Raw genomic sequence first — 16,751 nt, 5'->3', positions numbered from 1 at the left:
CGTGCCCTCTTTTTTGAGAATACAGGATATCGCCGATATCCTGATCATGACCTTGCTGCTCTATCAACTCTACTCCTGGTTCCGCAGGACCCGCGCCATGCAGGTGCTGCTGGGGTTGGGGGTGGTGACGGTCATCTATTTCGTTACCCGGTTTCTCGGCCTCTATATGACCAGCTGGGTCCTGCAGGAACTGGGCACGGTGCTGATCGTCCTGATCATCGTGGTGTTTCAGGCCGAGATCCGGCAGGCGCTGTACCGCTTCAGCCTTATGCGGCATTTTTTCGGCAGCCGCCAGGAGACGCAGCAACTGAGCCGGTTCCAGGAGATCGTCGATACACTGTTCAGTCTGGCGAAGAAGAGGACCGGGGCGATTGTCGTCTTTCAGCGGAGCGAATCCCTGGTGGACCAGATGCTGAATGGCGTGAGCCTGAACTGCGAGATTACCCCGCAGATACTGGAGGCCATCTTTTACGATGGTGCGCCGCTGCATGACGGCGCCGCCCTGATCAGGGAAGGAAAAATCGCCCTGGCGTCGTGCCACCTGCCACTGTCCCAGAACCCGGAACTCCCCCAGTTTTACGGTACCCGCCACCGCGCCGCCCTCGGGCTCTCGGAACGCACCGACGCTGTCGTGGCGGTGGTTTCGGAAGAGCGGGGCGAGGTATCGCTGGCCGTGGGAGGGGAGTTGCATCGCCTTTCCTCCGCTGGCGAGTTGGTGGCGCTCCTGGAAGAGTTGATTTTGCCTGAAAAGGAAAAGCCTCGTGAGAGTTTGCGGCAGCGTTTTTTTTCCAACTTGCTGCCTAAAACGGCGGTTCTGCTTATTGTTATAGCATTTTGGGCCTTGATTACCTCCCGCCAGGGGGCGATCGCCACGGTGACGGCTCCCGTCCGGCTGCACGGCATACCGCAGGGGCTGGTGCTGCTGCGGAGTTCTCCCGAAGAGGTCGAGGTCCAGGTAAAGTCCTTTTCCAGTCTGACGCCCACGCCGGCAAAACTTGATATTGCCGCCGACATCGATTTATCAGAGGTGCGGGAGGGGGCGGCAATCGTCAGGATCAGGAACTCGGACTTCAAACTCCCTTCCGGCATGGTGGTCGGCAGCGTCAATCCCTCGTCCATACGCATCGTAACGGAGAAAAAAGTGCGTAAAACCGTGCCGGTCAGGGTCGCATTGCGTGGCAGGCTGCCGCGTGGACTGGGGGCATATCGGGTGGTCGCGTCGCCCGACACGGTCGAGGTGGAAGGTCCGTCCGGCCAGATCTCGAAGCTTGAAGCGGTGGCGACGGAAGAGGTCGATGCCAGCAAGCTTGTCAAGGGAAAGGAATATCAAAAAAACCTGCTGCCGCCGTACAAAAATGTCACTATCCTGCGGGATGAGCCATTGGTCTTAAAGCTTGTTTCCCGCCGTGCGGTTCATCAATAATGTTGTTGAAATGGCATGTGGGTTGCAAGACGGCGGGGGCGGCGATGGGCAGTAAAGGATTGACAAACGGGGTAGTTTGTTATATAAAGCCCAAACCGTCGCACTAAAACTAGAACGGAATAGGAGGGGTAATGACACATATCCGAACTCTTGCCGCGATCTGTCTCATCCTGCTTTCCTTCCCGCAACTGGTTTTGGCCTCCAAAACCCACGTCGCGCGCAGAAGTGAATCGCTTCATTCCATAGCACGCAAATATCACGTATCCGTCGAAGAACTTAAATCTGTCAACAACCTGAGCAGCACCCGCATCGAACAGGGAAGCCGCATTATCATTCCCGCCCGTGCCGAGCAGAAAACGGCAAAGGTGGCAAAGGCCGCATCATCGTACAAGGTTGTCAAGGGGGATACCCTTCCCAGGATCGCCAAGAAGACCGGCCTCAAGATGTCGGAACTGCGCCGGCTGAACGGCCTGAAAGGCAACCGGATCAAGACGGGGCAAGTTCTGGCCCTGAATGAACCCGCGTCGGCAGTCGAGGAAAAGGCCCCCGTTGCCGCCGCGTCCACCAGATCGCAACTGGTCAGCAAAGAGCTCTTGAATGAACAGGAACTCTCGTCGACCCTGGCTGAGCTGAGCGACATTGACGCCGACCGGCCGGTTGACCTTGCCAAGAATATCGAAGAGACCAATCAGGGGATCAGCGGCCTGAAAAAAACCGCGTACGGTTTCCTGGGGGCTCATTACCGTTTCGGCGGCAACAGCCGTGGCTCGCTCGATTGTTCCAGCTTTGTGCAGCAGGTGTTCCGCGAACAGAAGATCAACCTGCCTCGTACCGCGCGCGAACAGTTTAACGTCGGCAACGAGGTTGTGCGCGGCGACCTGCGCAAGGGTGATCTGGTATTCTTTCAAACCTATGCCCGCTTCCCGTCCCATGTCGGCATCTACCTAGGCAATCGCAAGATGATCCATGCTTCCTCCCGCGACCGCAGGGTGGTGATCTCCTCCATGGATACCCCCTACTATCTTTCGCGCTACCTGGGCGCACGGCGGGTCGGTTCCGTTGCCAGCAGCGGCGGGGCGATCAATTTCAACGAACTACTGCAAGGGGTTGAGGAAGAGCAGGATAACGACGCTCCGGCTAACGACACCATGGGCATTACTCTTAACCTGAATTAGTGCCGCCGCCAATCTATGGTAAATAATAAATCCGGGCCCTTTGTGCCCGGATTTTTTTGTTCGACTATGAAAATTATTTTAGCGTACATATCCGGGGAAGCCGATCGCAGCGATCCTTATATCAGTTTGCTGCCCAGTGGACTCTGTTATCTGCATGCCGTGCTGCGTGAAGCCGGCTACGATTCCCTTCTGGCCAACCTTTCCGGGTGGGCCCTCCCCGTAATCAAGGAACAGCTCTCCTCCCTGCAAGCGGACATCATCGGCATTTCCCAGTGGACCCATAACCGCCACGCCTCCCTTGAGGTGGCGCGCCTGGCACGTCAGCTGAATCCGAACAGCATCATCATCCTGGGGGGAGGGCATGCCACCTTCCGCTACCATGAAATGCTGGCCGAAAATTCGCCGGTCGATATCGTCGTGGTGGGAGAGGGCGAAGAAACGTTACGGGAGTTGACCGAGAGGATCGCGCAAGGGGGGGGCTGGCGGGATGTGCCCGGGATCGCATTTCGCGACGGAGCCCGGGTCGTCCTCACGGAGCCGCGTATGCCGCAGAGGACGCTCGACACACTTCCGTTTCCCGCCCGCTATCTGGATCACTCCATCGGCGTCGATCTGGAGCTGCAACCCGAATTTGTCCTGACCGCCCGTGGATGCCCCTCTGCGTGCAGCTTCTGCAGTTCGCCGGGATTCTGGGGACGTCGGGTACGGTTCCGCTCCCCGGCAGATATCGTTGCTGAAATCCTGTACATTCGGGATCGGTTTGGCCTGATCTACTTCTCGTTGCGGGACGATACCTTCACCGCCGATCGCACCAGGGCCATTGAATTCTGTCGTCTCATGATCGCGCGGCGGGCTGCTGTGCTCTGGAACTGCCAATCCCGCGTCACCACCCTGGACGAGGAGGTTCTGACGTGGATGAAGCGGGCCGGCTGCGAGTGTGTTCAGATCGGGATCGAATCGGGCTCGCCGCGTATCCTGGCCCAGCTCGACAAGTCGATCCATCCGTGGCAGGTGGAACAAACGGCCGCGCTTGTGAGAAAGGTCGGCATCAGTCTCTCCGTATATCTGATCTCCGATGTGCCCGGGGAGACTGAAGACGATATCCGCATGACCGTCGAACTGGTCCGGCGCATCAAGCCGGACGATGGTTATGTGTCGCCGCTGGTCTACTATCCGGGTACCCGGTTGTTCGAGCAGGCGGTCGCAAACGGCTTGGTTCGCCCCGGCATTTTTGAGGAAACCCCGGATACGGCCCTCCATGCCGCAGGTAAGCCCGGGCGGGCGGCACACCGGATCATGGGGGCGTTTACGGCCGGGACGGGAAAAGGGAACGAACGCCGCTTTCGGCAACAGAAGGCACTTTTGGGGTATTGCTCAACCACCAACGTTCTTGCGGGAGAGTGGTACCGGCAGTCGGGCTCCATCGACGCGGCAGAACGGGAGTTCAGGGAGATAACCGAGCGCGAACCGGATAACCCCTGGGGCTGGCTGCTGGTGGGTGAGCTGCATGCCGAACGGGGCGAAAAACGAAAGGCCGACGAATGTTACCGCCGGGTTTTGGCCCTGGTGCCGAACCACGGGGCGGCACTACGGGCGCTGGACACAAAAAAAGCGGGGCCATGAGGCCCCGCTTTTTTACTGATCGGTGGGAATCGTTATTTCACGATCCTGATACCCGGAATGAACATGATCTTGTCGAAGGTCTTGTTCAAGGTTTTGCTCTGGAAGTTCACCATCGGCGGAGCAATGGGAAATTCGATGGTGTCGCCGACTTTAACCTTGAACTCGGGCAGCGCCATCCAAACCTTTTCACCTTTGTCGTTGGCCGCTTCCACGTAGGTGTAGCCGCCGGAATTCATGGTCTGGGTTACCTTCCCTTTTTGGCCTGCGCCGGCGGGGATCTCCTGCGCCTTCATGCCGGCGTGGGGGTCAGCACCCGGAGTGCCAGGGTGTCCAGGAGGCATTTGGCCTTGTGCAGGCATGCCCGCGGGCTGTTGAGGAGCTTCGGTTTTGGGTTTCTCTTTGCACCCGGCAAAAGCAAGTGCAGCGATAACAAGAAGGGATAATACTATTTTTTTCACCTGCAACCTCCTGATTTTTAGTAACAACTGTTTCTATCACATTTTAATCTCATGTTCCAATAAAAAAGTTGAGAACATGCGGGCTGCACCGCCCTCTCTCCATTTTTTGCGCTATAGTTATTGAATCAGAGGTTTTTGAAGCGTTGCTTTTCTGTGCTATAGTTTGTGATATGTCGCCAATGATATCTGCAGACAAAAGGGGGGAGCCGGAATATGACGATTACACCCATCCATCGCAGTGTCGCGTGCTTCATGCTGGCGGCGCTGCTCCTTGCCCTGGCCGCGTGCGTGAGCAAGCAGGAACCGGCCGCCAAGAATACCCTGGTCGTGGGGATGGAGTTAGCCTATCCCCCCTTTGAAATGACCGATGAAAAGGGGACGCCCAAGGGCATCAGCGTCGATCTGGCCAATGAGTTGGGCAAGGCGCTCGGCAAGAAGGTCGTCATCCAGAACACCGCCTTTGATGGTCTGATCCCTGCGCTCAAGACCGGGAAAATCGACCTGATCATCTCCTCCATGACCATCACCGACGAGCGCCGGCAGTCGGTGGATTTTTCCGACCCCTACCTTTCCACCGGTCTCTGCCTGCTGGTGGGCAAAACATCGCCGATCAAATCAATCGATGACCTGGACAAACCGGGCGTCACCGTAGCCGTCAAAAAGGGGACGACCGGCCACACCTACGCAACTAGAAACCTAAAAAACGCCAAGGTTCTGGTTCTTGACAAGGAGGCCGCCGCCGTGCTCGAGGTCGTGCAAGGGAAGGCGGACGCCTTTATCTACGACCAGATGTCCACCTATACCAACTGGAAGAAGAACCGGGAGACCACCCGTGCCCTGTTGAACCCCTTCCAGCAGGAGAAGTGGGGTATCGCCCTGCGCAAAGGCGATACACAACTCAAGGAGCGGATTAACCGGTTCCTGGGGACGTTCCGTGAACAGGGCGGTTTCGAACGGCTGGGCGATAGCTGGCTGCGCGAGCAAAAGGCGACCTTCAAGGAGCTGAAATATCCATTCTTCTTTTAACCGAACCACGGTGCGACGCTACTTCTTCATGACCCCCGACAGCCACGGGGACAGGATTCCGGCCGCTGCCTCCGCAGCCAGTTGGCTGGCGGTGTTCCTGTTCCTCTCCCTGCTGTTCTGGTTTGCCTTCAGCCAGGTCAAATTTGCCTGGGGCTGGGATGCGGTCTACACCTACCGCTACAAGTTTCTGAAAGGGTGGCTGATAACGGTGGCCGTATCCTCGGCCGCCATGGCTTTAAGCCTGGTGATCGGCCTGGCCACGGCCTTGGCCCAGCGAGCTTCTTTCCTACCGTTGCGCTATCTGGCGCAGGTCTATATGGAGATCATCCGCGGCACCCCCCTCCTGGTGCAGATTCTGATCTTTTTTTACGTGGTGGCCGACGCCTTCGGGATCAATAATCGCTATCTGGTGGGGATCGTCATCCTCGCCATGTTTGCTGGGGCCTACATCTCCGAAATCATCCGGGCCGGGATCGAAAGTGTTGGCGAGACCCAGTTGGAGTCGGCGCGGGCCATCGGTTTCACTCGCGCTCAGATCTACCGCTACGTCATCTTCCCCCAGGTGACCCGCCAGGTCCTGCCCCCCATGGCCGGACAATTCGCATCACTCATCAAGGACTCATCGCTCCTTTCCATCATCTCGGTCAACGAGTTCACCCTCAACGCCCAGGAGGTGAACGCCTTCACCTTCAGCACCCTGGAGAGCTACCTGCCGCTGGCGGTGGGCTACCTGATCCTTACCCTGCCGATTTCCCTCTGGACCAAACGCCTGGAAAAGAGGTTTCGTTATGCGACTTGAGGCCAACGCTATCGTCAAATCCTATGGCGACCACGTTGCCCTGAACGGGGTGAATCTGACCATCCCCCACATCCGTACCGTAGCCATCCTGGGGCCGTCCGGCGGCGGGAAATCCACCCTGCTGCGCATACTGGCGGGCCTGGAAACCCCGGATGGTGGCGAGATCGCCCTGGACGGCGATCCGATACAATTCAACGAGGCATACCTGCTGCGGCACCGCAGGGGAATCGGGACGGTATTCCAGTCGTTCAACCTGTTTCCGCACCTGACCGCCCTGGACAACATCGCGCTCCCCCTGGAGAAGGTGCACGGCTACGAGGCCGCTGAGGCGGCAACCTATGCCCTGCAACTGCTGGCCCGGTTTCATCTGGCCGGGCATGCCCTCAAAACCCCGGCCCAGCTTTCGGGGGGGCAGAAACAGCGGGTGGCCATAGCCCGCGCCGTGGCCATAAAACCGCGCCTGCTGCTGTTCGACGAGCCGACCTCGGCCCTTGACCCGGAGATGACCGTGGAGGTGCTGGACCTGATCGCCGAACTGCGCCAGGAGGGGCGGCCGCTCGTGCTTGTGACCCATGAGATCGGTTTTGCCCGCCAGGTGGCCGACCAGGTGGTCTTTCTCCACGAGGGGCGGGTGCTGGAGTGGGGGGACGCCCCACGGCTGTTTGAACAGCCGGCCACCCCTGAAATGCGGGGATTTCTGGACAAGGTACTGAGATACTGAAGGAGGGAAGCCATGTTCGAGTCCGCCGAATTGGGACACAAGATCAGCAAAACCGTCTGGAAGAAGGAGCTTCCCGAACTGCGCGGAGCCCTGTTGGACGCCCAGCTCGACCTGCTCCAGTCGAAGAAATTCCCGGTCATCATTCTGGTGGCCGGTGTGGACTGCGCCGGCAAGGGGGAAACGGTCAATCGCCTCAACGAATGGATGGACCCGCGCCACATCGAGACCCACGCCCTGCGCGACCTGACCGACGAAGAACAGGAACGGCCCCAAATGTATCGATACTGGCGGGTGCTGCCCCCCAGGGGGAAGATCGGCATCTTCATCGGCACCTGGTATTCAGCGCCCCTGCTGGAAAACGTCTACGGCACCATCAAGAATGCCGAACTGGACCAGCGGCTGGAGCGGATCGTTCACTTCGAACGGATGCTCTGCAACGAAGGGGCGCTGGTCCTCAAGTTCTGGCTGCACCTGTCCCGGGATGAACAGAAAAAGCGCCTGAAGAGCCTGGAGAAAGACCCCAAAACCCGCTGGCGGGTCACCGATACCGACTGGCAGCATTACAAGCTCTACGACAAATTCCGCAAGGTCTCTGAGCGGATGCTGCGCACCACCAGTACCGCCGAATCACCCTGGACCATCGTGGAGGGGAGCGATCCCAACTACCGCTACCTGACCATCGGCAAGGCCCTGCTCGCCGCCCTTCGTCAACGGCTGGATGCAGCCGAACCGCCGCAACACGACGAGCCGATTCCCCCCATCATGTCCACCATCGACAACCTGCTGATCCTCAGGACCCTGGACCTGTCGAAAAAATTGAGAAAGTCCGACTACGAGGACGAGTTGGAGAAGTACCAGGGCAGGCTCAATCTGCTGACCCGCCATGCCGGTTTCCGCAAGCTCTCCGTGGTGACGGTCTTCGAGGGGAACGACGCCGCCGGCAAGGGGGGGAGCATCCGTCGCGTCACCCAGGCCCTGGACGCCCGTCTCTATCGCATCGTCCCGGTGGCGGCCCCCACCGACGAGGAGTTGGCCCAGCCCTATATGTGGCGCTTCTGGCGCAACATCCCCCGCAAGGGGCGTTTTGCCATCTTCGACCGTTCCTGGTATGGCAGGGTGCTCGTGGAGCGGGTGGAGGGGCTGTGCGGCAGGGGTGACTGGATGCGGGCCTACGGTGAGATCAACGACTTCGAGGAACAACTCGTCCGCAATCATACGGTGGTGGTCAAGTTCTGGCTCTCCATCAGCCAGGAGGAGCAGCTCAGGCGCTTCAAGGAGCGGGAGAAGATCGGCTTCAAGCGTTTCAAGATCACCGACGAGGATTGGCGCAACCGGGAGAAGTGGGGCGAGTACGAGGTGGCGGTCTGCGACATGATCGACCGCACCAGCACCGACATTGCGCCCTGGACCCTGGTGGAGGCCAACGACAAGTACTATGCCCGCATCAAGATCCTGAAGACCCTCTGCGAGCGGATCGAGGCGGCGCTGGGGAAGGTGTGACGAACCGTTTCACAAACAGGACGCTTATTTGAATAGTACCCGCTCCCCGGCCCGCAGCAGCATGAAGAAGAATTCGGCCAGGGGACGATGGCGGAAAGAACGGTAGGGGCGGCGGATGTAGAGGGTGCGGGCGCCGGCCGCGAGGGCCGCCAGGCAGCCGGTCAGCAGGCGGTCGTCCACCATGAGGACGGCGGACAGGGGCACGTGGGCCAGTTCGCCCGCCTTGTGGAGGCCGTCGGGATAGGGTTTCTTGCGGACGCCGGAGATGAAGCGAATCCCGGGGAAATGGTCTCTGAACCAGATCCTGCGGGCCTCGGTCGGCTTGTTGGAGAGGATGAAGATTCTGTCCGCGCCGAAAACCGTGCAGCAACGGGCCAGCCATTCCCGAGCCTCGGGGAGCGGCTCGGGAAAACCGTGGGGGGCCAGGACGCCGTCGAAATCCAGGGCCAGGGCCGTGATACCCCCGGAGGCGAGATGTTCCGGATCCTGGTTTGTTATGGCTGAACAGGGCGGTGTTTCCCGCAGAATCCGGCCGAGTTCCTTCCGAAAGGTGAAGCCAAGGGTGAATCCGGCCAGGACGTGCGCAAACGGGGGCATGGGTTATGCCTTGTCCAGGTCTTTCTGAGCCCGGGAGACCAGATAGTAGAGAATCCCCAGGATCAGCAGGGTGCCGGCCAGAAATGCCTGGGTGGCCAGATCGTCGTGGCGCAGGGTGGAGATCAGGATCTCGCGGATCATGGCCACGATGATAACGCCGATGAAGACCAGGATGTTGAATTTGCCACCCTTCAGGTTCTTGATCTCGTTGTCCATCAACTCGATCATCATCCAGAGGATGAGCAACTCGCCCAAGGCGCTGAGTATGCCTTTCTCCACATCCCCGCGAAAGATATTGATGAGATCCCAGCCGAACAGCAGGGCAACCGAGATGGAAACCCCTGCCAGGGCCAGCACCAGCACCAGGTTGAGGCCGTAGGTGAAGCGTTCGGCCAATCGGATGAGGTGGGATTCCAGTTTGCGCGAGACAAAGACCTTCTTCAACTCTTCCTCGCGGTAAGAGGCGCTCATGACGTCCAGATTCATGTCGAGGATCTTTTCGGTCGCCTCGCGCAGGGCGCGTCGCTCGTCACGGTCGGGGTAGTTCTCGTCGATCAGGTTGAGCAGGAAGTGGCGGACCCGGTTCATGGCGACATTGACGAAATGGACATTCAGGCCGACCTTGACATGGGCGTGGCCGATGCGGGTCAAGTGGTTCAGGTAGTTGTTATCGTAGGCGCCGCCGAAGAGCGACATGAACCAGTTGCTGTGCATCTCAAGAAGGCGCTGGCGATTGCTGGTATTGAGGATGGCGGTGGTTTCGGGCAACCCGTAAAGATAGTTGTGGAATTCGCCGGAAAAACGCTCCTTGTGTTGGGCCGCCAGGGGCTGAAAGGCTTTGAGCAATTCCTCGTCATCGTCGGTGAAGCCGTAATGGTCTTTAAGGTCCTGCATCGAGGTCATAATGACACCCTTTGTCCGTAGTTATCTTCCGTACTTGTACGCCGCCGCGCAGGTCCCTTCGCTGGACACCATGCAGGCCCCCACCGGAGATTCCGGCGTGCAGGCCGTGGAAAAGAGCGGACAGTCGAAGGGGGACAATTTTCCCTTGAGCACCTCGCCGCAGCGGCAGGCAGGATTTTCCCGCTCTTCCCCCGGATCGATCTCCAACGCCTTCTCGGCGTCAAAGCGTGCAAGTTCGGGCTTGATGGCCAGACCGCTGCCGGGGAGCATCCCCAGGCCGCGCCATGAGGCGTCGCACGGCACGAAGACGCGCTCCATGATGGTCTGGGCCTTGGAGTTGCCTTCCCAGCTCACGGCGCGGCGGTACTGTATTTCCACCCGGCTTTCCCCGGCCAGGACCTGGGCCAGCAGCATCTCGATGCCCTGCATGACGTCGGCCGGTTCGAAGCCGGTCACCACGCAGGGAATGTGGTATTTCTCCGCCAGCGGCTTGTAGGCGTTGGCGCCGATGACCGTGCTGACGTGGGCGGGGCAGAGGTAACCGGAAAGGGCCAGGTCCGGATCGGCGGTGAGGATCTCCATCGGTACCGGCATGGTTTTATGGGAAGCCAGAACGAGGTAGTTCGAAAGTCCGAGCCGCGTCGCCTCCAGGATGCTGGCGGCGATGGTCGGGGCGGTGGTCTCGAAGCCGATCCCCAGGAAGATCACCCGGCGTTCGGGGTTGGCATTTGCCAGGGCAACCGCATCAAGGGGGGAGTAGACGATGCGCACGTCGGCGCCCTTGGCCCGTTCCTCCATCAGGGACGAGCGGCTGCCGGGGACGCGCAGCATGTCGCCGAAGGTGGCTACGATATTGGTTGGATCGGCCGTGCAGGCCACAGCCTTGTCCACGTAGCCCACCGGGGTCACGCAGACCGGGCATCCGGGACCGGAGACGAGCCGCACGTTCTCCGGGAGCAGCGAGCGGATGCCGAACTGGTAGATGGACATGGTGTGGGTGCCGCAGACCTCCATAAAGTTGACCGGTTTGCTCAACCGCTGCGCCATGCGCTGGATGTTGGCAGCCATGTTCCCGACCAGTTCGCGGTCGCGGAATTCGTCCTGGAATTTCATGCTTCCTCCTCCGCGGCAGAGCCACATACCCGCCTGCTCATCGCATATCCTCCGGGGCAAAGACCTCTTTCATCATGCGCAGGGTCTCCTGGGCATATTCCTCATCCAGGCGCGAGATGGCGAATCCGGCATGAACGATGACATAGTCGCCCACCCCGACCTCCTCGCCCAGCAGCATAACGCTGGCCTCCTTCTGCACACCGTCCACCTCGGCCACAATGGTATCGCCGTCCCTGCTGAGAATCTTCATGGGTACACCAAGACACATACCTGTTTATCTCCTTCTTTGCCATCCGGCTATTGCCGCCTGCCCGAGGGCGATGCCGCCGTCGTTGGGGGGAACCAGCCGGTGGGTGAATATCTGTAGTCCCTGATCAAGCAAACCAGTATATACCATTTCGCTCAAAAGGCGATTCTGAAAAACGCCGCCGGAGAGAACAATACGATCGAGGCCGGTTTTCCCGGCAATACGGACGGCAGTCTCCACGGCTGCCTTGGCCACGGTGGCGTGAAAACGGTAGGCCATGGCCGCCGCCTCCGTGCCGGCAGCCGTATCGGCCAGGAGGTCCTGAAAAAGCGGGGTGAAGTCGATGACCAGCCGCTCGTTGCCGGTAATCCCGAAGGAGTAGGTCCCCGCGGCCTCCGCGGTCTCAGCCAATGCCTCCAGTTCAATGGCCGCCTGGCCGTCGTAGGATACGGTCTGGCGCACGTTCAGCAGGGCTGCGGCGGCATCGAACAGCCGGCCGCAACTGGAGGTGAGCGGCGCGTTGATGCCCCGTTCCAGCATGGCGGCAAAGATGCCTTTCTGGGTATCGTCCAGATGCCGTGCAACCGGGTGGTCCAGGTTGAAGGCTCTTTCGCCCAGGGACCGGTACAGCCACGCCAGGGCCATGCGCCAGGGCTCCCGTACCGCGGTGTCCCCCCCGGCCAGCGGCACGGGAAGGAAGTTACCGGCCCGCTGGAATCCCTCGTAGCCGCCGACCAGAAACTCGCCGCCCCAGATAGTGCCGTCCGCGCCGAAACCGGTGCCGTCGAAGATGATGCCGATCACCTCGCCCTCCAGGCCGTTTTCCGCCATGCAGGCCGCCATGTGGGCGTGGTGGTGCTGAACCCGGGTCAGGGGCAGCCCGGATTCCGCCGCATGGAGCGAGGAGATGTAATCGGGGTGCAGATCGCAGGCGACCAGTTGCGGCGCTATTTCGAGAATGCCCGCAAGGTGCCGGATGGTGTGGCGGAACGAGTCGGCGGTCGAGCTGTTCTGCAGGTCGCCGATATGTTGGCTCAGGAATGCCTGATCCCCCTGGGTCAGGCAGACCGCCCCTTTCAGTTCTGCCCCCACGGCCAGAAGCGGCGGCGCCGTGAAGGGAAGTCGCACGGCCCGCGGCGCATAGCCCCTGGCCCGGCGGTAAAAGAGCGGTTTGCCCTGGAAGAGGCGCAGGACCGAATCGTCGCTGCGCACATGGATCGGCCGGTTGTGAACGAGAAAGAAATCGGCGATGCCGTTCAGGCGCCGGAGGGCATCGCTGTCTTCAAAGGCTACCGGTTCGTCGGACACGTTGCCGCTGGTCATCACCAGGGCCGCGAAGTGATCGCGCATCAGGAGATGATGGACCGGCGCGTAGGGAAGCATCAGGCCGAGCCAGCCGTTGGCTGGGGCCACCAGGGGCGCAACCGGGCAATCCGGGGTCTTGCGGGCGATAACGATCGGGCTCTCCGGGCCGGTCAGCAGCCGTTCCTCCTGGTCGTCCAGCACCACCAGCCCGCGGGCGGTCACCAGGTCGGCGGCCATGACGGCAAAGGGCTTTTCGTCCCGCTTTTTCCGCTCGCGCAGCCGCTTGACCGCCTCCGGGTTACAGGCATCCACGGCTAGGTGATACCCGCCGATCCCCTTGACCGCCAGGATCTTGCCTGCGTGCAGGAGTTCGATAGCCTGGGCGAGCGCATCATTGCGCTCCGCAATAGCATTGGCGGCGCAATCCAGCAGGCGGAGTTGCGGACCGCAGGCCGGGCAGGCGATGGGTTGGGCATGGAAACGCCGGTCGGCAGGGTCGTCGTACTCCCGGCGGCAGTCGGGGCAGAGCGGAAATCCGGCCATGGTGGTCCGGGGCCGGTCGTAGGGGATAGCGGTGATGATGCTGTAGCGGGGGCCGCAGTTGGTGCAGGTGATGAACGGATAGCGGTATCGGCGGTCGGCCGGGTCGAACAGCTCCCGCAGGCAGTCGTCGCAGATGGCGGAGTCGGGCGCCACCTGGATATTCTTCGCTCCATCCCCGCTGGGGAGGATGGTGAAGCCACGCTCCGGGACCGGGGGGATATCCTCCGCAAAGCTGGACGTGACAGCGGCCAGGGGGGGGAGGTCGTGGACCAAGGCGCGTTGGAAGGTGTCCAAGGTTTCAACCGTACCCTGGACCTCGATCTCCACCCCGGCGGGGATGTTGCGCACCCAGCCGGTCAGGCCGAGTTCGCAGGCCGAGCGGAACACGAAGGGACGGAACCCGACACCCTGGACGATGCCGCTGATGAGGAAACGCTTGCGGACTATGGCTTTGCCGTCCCCGTTGCCAGCCATTGGTACCATCCGTCCATCCCCTCGCCGGTGCGCGCCGACACCTCGAAGATGGTGATGCCGGGGCTTACCCTGCGGGCGTATTCCTTGCATTTTTCCACATCGAAGTCCAGGTGGGGGAGCAGGTCGGTCTTGTTGAGCAGCATGACCGTGGAGTTGTGAAACATCTGGGGGTACTTGAGCGGCTTGTCCTCACCCTCGGTCACCGAGAGGACCGCCACCTTGTGGTGCTCGCCCAGGTCGAAGGAGGCCGGGCAGACCAGGTTGCCCACGTTTTCTATGAGGAGCACATCCAGATTGTCCAGATCAAAGCCATCGGTGCCGTGCATGACCATATGGGCGTCCAGGTGGCAGCCGGCGCCGGTGTTGATCTGGCGGACCGCCACGCCGGTGGCGGCGATGCGTCGGGCGTCATTGTCGGTCTGCTGATCCCCCTCGATCACGGCAAAGCGGAACCGGTCCCCCAAGTCCCGCAGGGTACGCTCCAGAAGGGTGGTCTTGCCCGATCCGGGAGAGCTTACCAGGTTGAGGACGAAGATGCCCTTGTCCTTGAACAGGGCGCGGTTGAAGGAGGCCAGACGGTTGTTCTTGGCCAGGATGTCCTCTTCGATGCTGATGACGGTCCGTTTCCGGTCGCCGTGGTCGTGGTCGTGGTGATCGTGGGCTTCATGATCATGGTCATGGTGCTCGTGATCATGGTCGTGGCTATGGCTGTGGCTGTGGTGATGGTCGCCGTGATCGTGGTCATGGTCGTGCGTATCTGTCGGGCCGCAGCCGCAAGTGGTGCACATGGGTTCCTCCGAAAATGGGTCCTTATGATGGTGTAACCGTATCAGTTTCCGCGTCGTTATGCAACAGCGTCTGGCTAGAACTTTGTGAACCGTGAATGGTGAATGGTGAATGGAGGGAAAAGGCTTTTAACGTCTCGCTTTCACCGTTCACCTTTCACCATTCACTTTTTTCAAAGGCCGTTGAACTGCAACTGGTGCAGCCGGTAATAGAGCCCCTTGGCCTCCATGAGCTCCTGGTGCGTCCCTTCCTCCGATTTGCGGCCCCGGTGCACCACCACGATCCGGTCGGCGTCCTGGATGGTGGAGAGCCGATGGGCGATGACCAGGGAGGTGCGCCCCTGCATCAACCCCCTGATCCCTTCCTGGATCATCTGCTCCGAGGCGGAATCCACGCTGGCGGTTGCCTCGTCCAGCACCAGCACCTCGGGATCAAAGGCAACGGCCCGGGCAAAGGAGATGAGCTGTTTTTCCCCTACGGACAGGTTGTTGCCTCGCTCCCGGACCTCTTCTCCGTACCCTTGGGGCAGGCGCTCGATGAAGCGGTCGGCCCCGACCGCGGCCGCCGCCGTTCGGACCCGTAACCGCGCCTCCTCGTCCCCCAGGCAGATATTGAACTCGATACTACCGGCAAACAGGCAGGGGTCCTGGAGGACGATGCCGATGCGCCGGCGCAGGTCGCTTCCCCGCATGTTGCGCACATCTATGCCGTCGATGAGGATGCTGCCCCTGTCGATCTCGTAGAGCCGGGTCAAGAGCCTGGTGATGGTGGTCTTGCCGCCGCCGCTTTCGCCCACCAGCGCGATCCGCTCGCCGCGCCGGACGACCAGGCTGAACTCCTCCAGGGCGTTATCCCCCTCGCGGTAGGCAAAGGAGACGTTACGGAATTCGATCAGGGGGGGCGTCTGCCCGAAAGTCTCTCCGGGGGGGCGGTCAATTTCGGCAAAGGCCGGTACGGGGGCCTGGTGGACCGGTTTGTCCGCCGGCGTGTCCAGCAGGGCAAAGATCCGTTCCAAGGCCGCCATGGCGCCCTGCATGACCGAATACTTGGCCGACAGGTCGCGGATGGGGGTGAAGAATTTTTCGATATACTGGATAAAGGCCACCAGAACCCCGAAGGTCAGGGCACCCCGGATGATCTCGCCGCCGCCGTACCAGATGATCAGGGCAACGGCGATGGACGACAGGGCCTCCACGATGGCGTACAGTGACGCATCCCAGAATATGACCGGCATGTTGGCGTCCCGGTAGGATGCGTTCAGGTCGCTGAAGCGCCGCTCTTCGTCCCGCTCGCGGTTGAACGCCTGGATGATGCTGATGCCGCCGATGGACTCGGCCAGAAAGGCGTTGAGGCGGCCCAGGCGCGCCCGCACCTCGCGGAACGATTGACGCATCCTGCGGCGAAAGGCCCAGGCGACGTACAGGAGCAGGGGGAGGACGCTGAAGGTCACCAACGACAGTTTCAGGTTCATCCAGAGCATGACCGAGATGATGCCCACCAGGAGCATGACGTCGCCCACGATGGTGATGATCCCCGAGGCGAACATCTCGCCCAGGACCTCCACATCGCTGGTCAGGCGGGTAACGGCGCTGCCCGTGGGGACCCGGTCGAACCAGGAAACCGGCAGGTGCATGACATGGCGGTAGAGTTCGTTGCGCATGTCGGCCATGACCCGCTGCCCGACGGACTGGAGCAGGTAAATCTGCAGAAAGGCGAGGAGCGATTCGGACAGCAGGACCGCCAGGAAGGCCAGGGCGATCCCTTCCAGCCCGGCCAGTCTGCCGGTGGTGATGTGGCCGTCGATGGCCAGTTTGATGATCCAGGGTTGAGCCAGGCGGCAGGCGGCAACCAGCGGTACGGTGACCAGCACCGCGGTGATCGCCGTGCGGTAGGGGGCAACATAGCGGGCAAAGCGGGTCAACAGGCGGGTGTCGTATGCCTTGCCCGCTATTTCCTCTGCATAGATGCCGCCGTGGTACATTCTGACTCCGCAAGATGGTTGTGCACTAGCCCTACGATACCAGAATCAGCGGCAGAAGTGAAATGGTGTCTTTCGGT

General features: G+C 60.8%; 15 protein-coding genes. 7 read left to right on the top strand and 8 right to left on the bottom strand.

Annotation, left to right across the window (positions count from 1 at the left end):
• Position 1 precedes the first annotated feature (1 nt).
• From cdaA to ET418_RS06140, 3 genes are all read left to right on the top strand, one after another.
• The gene (cdaA, locus tag ET418_RS06150; protein WP_246152965.1) at positions 2 to 1,423 is read left to right on the top strand and encodes a diadenylate cyclase CdaA; all 1,422 of its coding nucleotides are present in this window, start codon (positions 2 to 4) and stop codon (positions 1,421 to 1,423) included.
• A 131-nt stretch (positions 1,424 to 1,554) separates the two neighbouring features.
• Positions 1,555 to 2,598, top strand: a complete 1,044-nt coding sequence (locus ET418_RS06145) for a C40 family peptidase (RefSeq protein WP_149306704.1) — start codon at positions 1,555 to 1,557, stop codon at positions 2,596 to 2,598.
• Positions 2,599 to 2,664: 66 nt separating this feature from the next.
• Positions 2,665 to 4,221, top strand: a complete 1,557-nt coding sequence (locus tag ET418_RS06140; protein ID WP_188055353.1) for a B12-binding domain-containing radical SAM protein — start codon at positions 2,665 to 2,667, stop codon at positions 4,219 to 4,221.
• Between the two features lie 32 nt (positions 4,222 to 4,253).
• Here the strand turns inward: ET418_RS06140 and ET418_RS06135 are convergent, their stop codons facing one another.
• Positions 4,254 to 4,679, bottom strand: a complete 426-nt coding sequence (locus ET418_RS06135) for a hypothetical protein (RefSeq protein WP_149306702.1) — start codon at positions 4,677 to 4,679, stop codon at positions 4,254 to 4,256.
• 213 nt (positions 4,680 to 4,892) lie between these two features.
• Here ET418_RS06135 and ET418_RS06130 point away from each other — a divergent pair, with 213 nt between their 5' ends.
• The 4 genes from ET418_RS06130 to pap are packed head-to-tail and all read left to right on the top strand — an operon-like array spanning position 4,893 to position 8,725.
• Positions 4,893 to 5,705, top strand: coding sequence for a transporter substrate-binding domain-containing protein (locus ET418_RS06130; protein ID WP_246152964.1), 813 nt, complete (start codon positions 4,893 to 4,895; stop codon positions 5,703 to 5,705).
• A 28-nt stretch (positions 5,706 to 5,733) separates the two neighbouring features.
• Positions 5,734 to 6,504, top strand: a complete 771-nt coding sequence (locus tag ET418_RS06125; protein WP_149306924.1) for an amino acid ABC transporter permease — start codon at positions 5,734 to 5,736, stop codon at positions 6,502 to 6,504.
• Complete coding sequence (locus ET418_RS06120) at positions 6,494 to 7,225, top strand: amino acid ABC transporter ATP-binding protein (protein ID WP_149306701.1); 732 nt, start codon at positions 6,494 to 6,496, stop codon at positions 7,223 to 7,225. The genes ET418_RS06125 and ET418_RS06120 overlap by 11 nt, the downstream gene beginning before the upstream one ends.
• 12 nt (positions 7,226 to 7,237) lie before the next feature.
• Complete coding sequence (pap, locus tag ET418_RS06115; protein WP_149306700.1) at positions 7,238 to 8,725, top strand: polyphosphate:AMP phosphotransferase; 1,488 nt, start codon at positions 7,238 to 7,240, stop codon at positions 8,723 to 8,725.
• A gap of 24 nt (positions 8,726 to 8,749) precedes the next feature.
• Here the strand turns inward: pap and ET418_RS06110 are convergent, their stop codons facing one another.
• The 7 genes from ET418_RS06110 to ET418_RS06080 form a co-directional block, all read right to left on the bottom strand.
• Positions 8,750 to 9,322: an HAD family hydrolase gene (locus ET418_RS06110; protein WP_149306699.1), complete on the bottom strand. Its 573-nt coding sequence runs from the start codon at positions 9,320 to 9,322 to the stop codon at positions 8,750 to 8,752.
• A 3-nt stretch (positions 9,323 to 9,325) separates the two neighbouring features.
• On the bottom strand, positions 9,326 to 10,225 hold the full coding sequence (locus ET418_RS06105) for a protoglobin domain-containing protein (RefSeq protein ID WP_149306698.1): 900 nt from the start codon (positions 10,223 to 10,225) through the stop codon (positions 9,326 to 9,328).
• 21 nt (positions 10,226 to 10,246) lie between these two features.
• Positions 10,247 to 11,338 carry a hydrogenase formation protein HypD gene (hypD, locus tag ET418_RS06100; RefSeq protein ID WP_149306697.1) on the bottom strand — a complete coding sequence of 364 codons (1,092 nt, stop codon included), beginning with the start codon at positions 11,336 to 11,338 and terminating at the stop codon, positions 10,247 to 10,249.
• Positions 11,339 to 11,375: 37 nt separating this feature from the next.
• Entirely contained in the window at positions 11,376 to 11,606 is a 231-nt protein-coding gene (locus ET418_RS06095) for a HypC/HybG/HupF family hydrogenase formation chaperone (RefSeq protein ID WP_149211154.1), read from the bottom strand.
• Between the two features lie 6 nt (positions 11,607 to 11,612).
• Entirely contained in the window at positions 11,613 to 13,916 is a 2,304-nt protein-coding gene (gene hypF, locus ET418_RS06090; protein WP_246152963.1) for a carbamoyltransferase HypF, read from the bottom strand.
• Positions 13,877 to 14,695 carry a hydrogenase nickel incorporation protein HypB gene (hypB, locus tag ET418_RS06085; RefSeq protein WP_149306696.1) on the bottom strand — a complete coding sequence of 273 codons (819 nt, stop codon included), beginning with the start codon at positions 14,693 to 14,695 and terminating at the stop codon, positions 13,877 to 13,879. The genes hypF and hypB overlap by 40 nt, the downstream gene beginning before the upstream one ends.
• Positions 14,696 to 14,865: 170 nt before the next feature.
• Positions 14,866 to 16,674 (bottom strand): ABC transporter ATP-binding protein, encoded by a 1,809-nt coding sequence (locus ET418_RS06080; protein WP_149306695.1) that lies wholly within the window; start codon positions 16,672 to 16,674, stop codon positions 14,866 to 14,868.
• Positions 16,675 to 16,751: the final 77 nt, after the last annotated feature.

The sequence above is a fragment of the Oryzomonas rubra genome, from assembly GCF_008369015.1.
Classification (GTDB): Bacteria; Desulfobacterota; Desulfuromonadia; order Geobacterales; family Pseudopelobacteraceae; genus Oryzomonas; species Oryzomonas japonica.
Note: the sequence above shows the minus strand (reverse complement) of the source record. Positions and strands in the feature narration are given on the sequence as shown.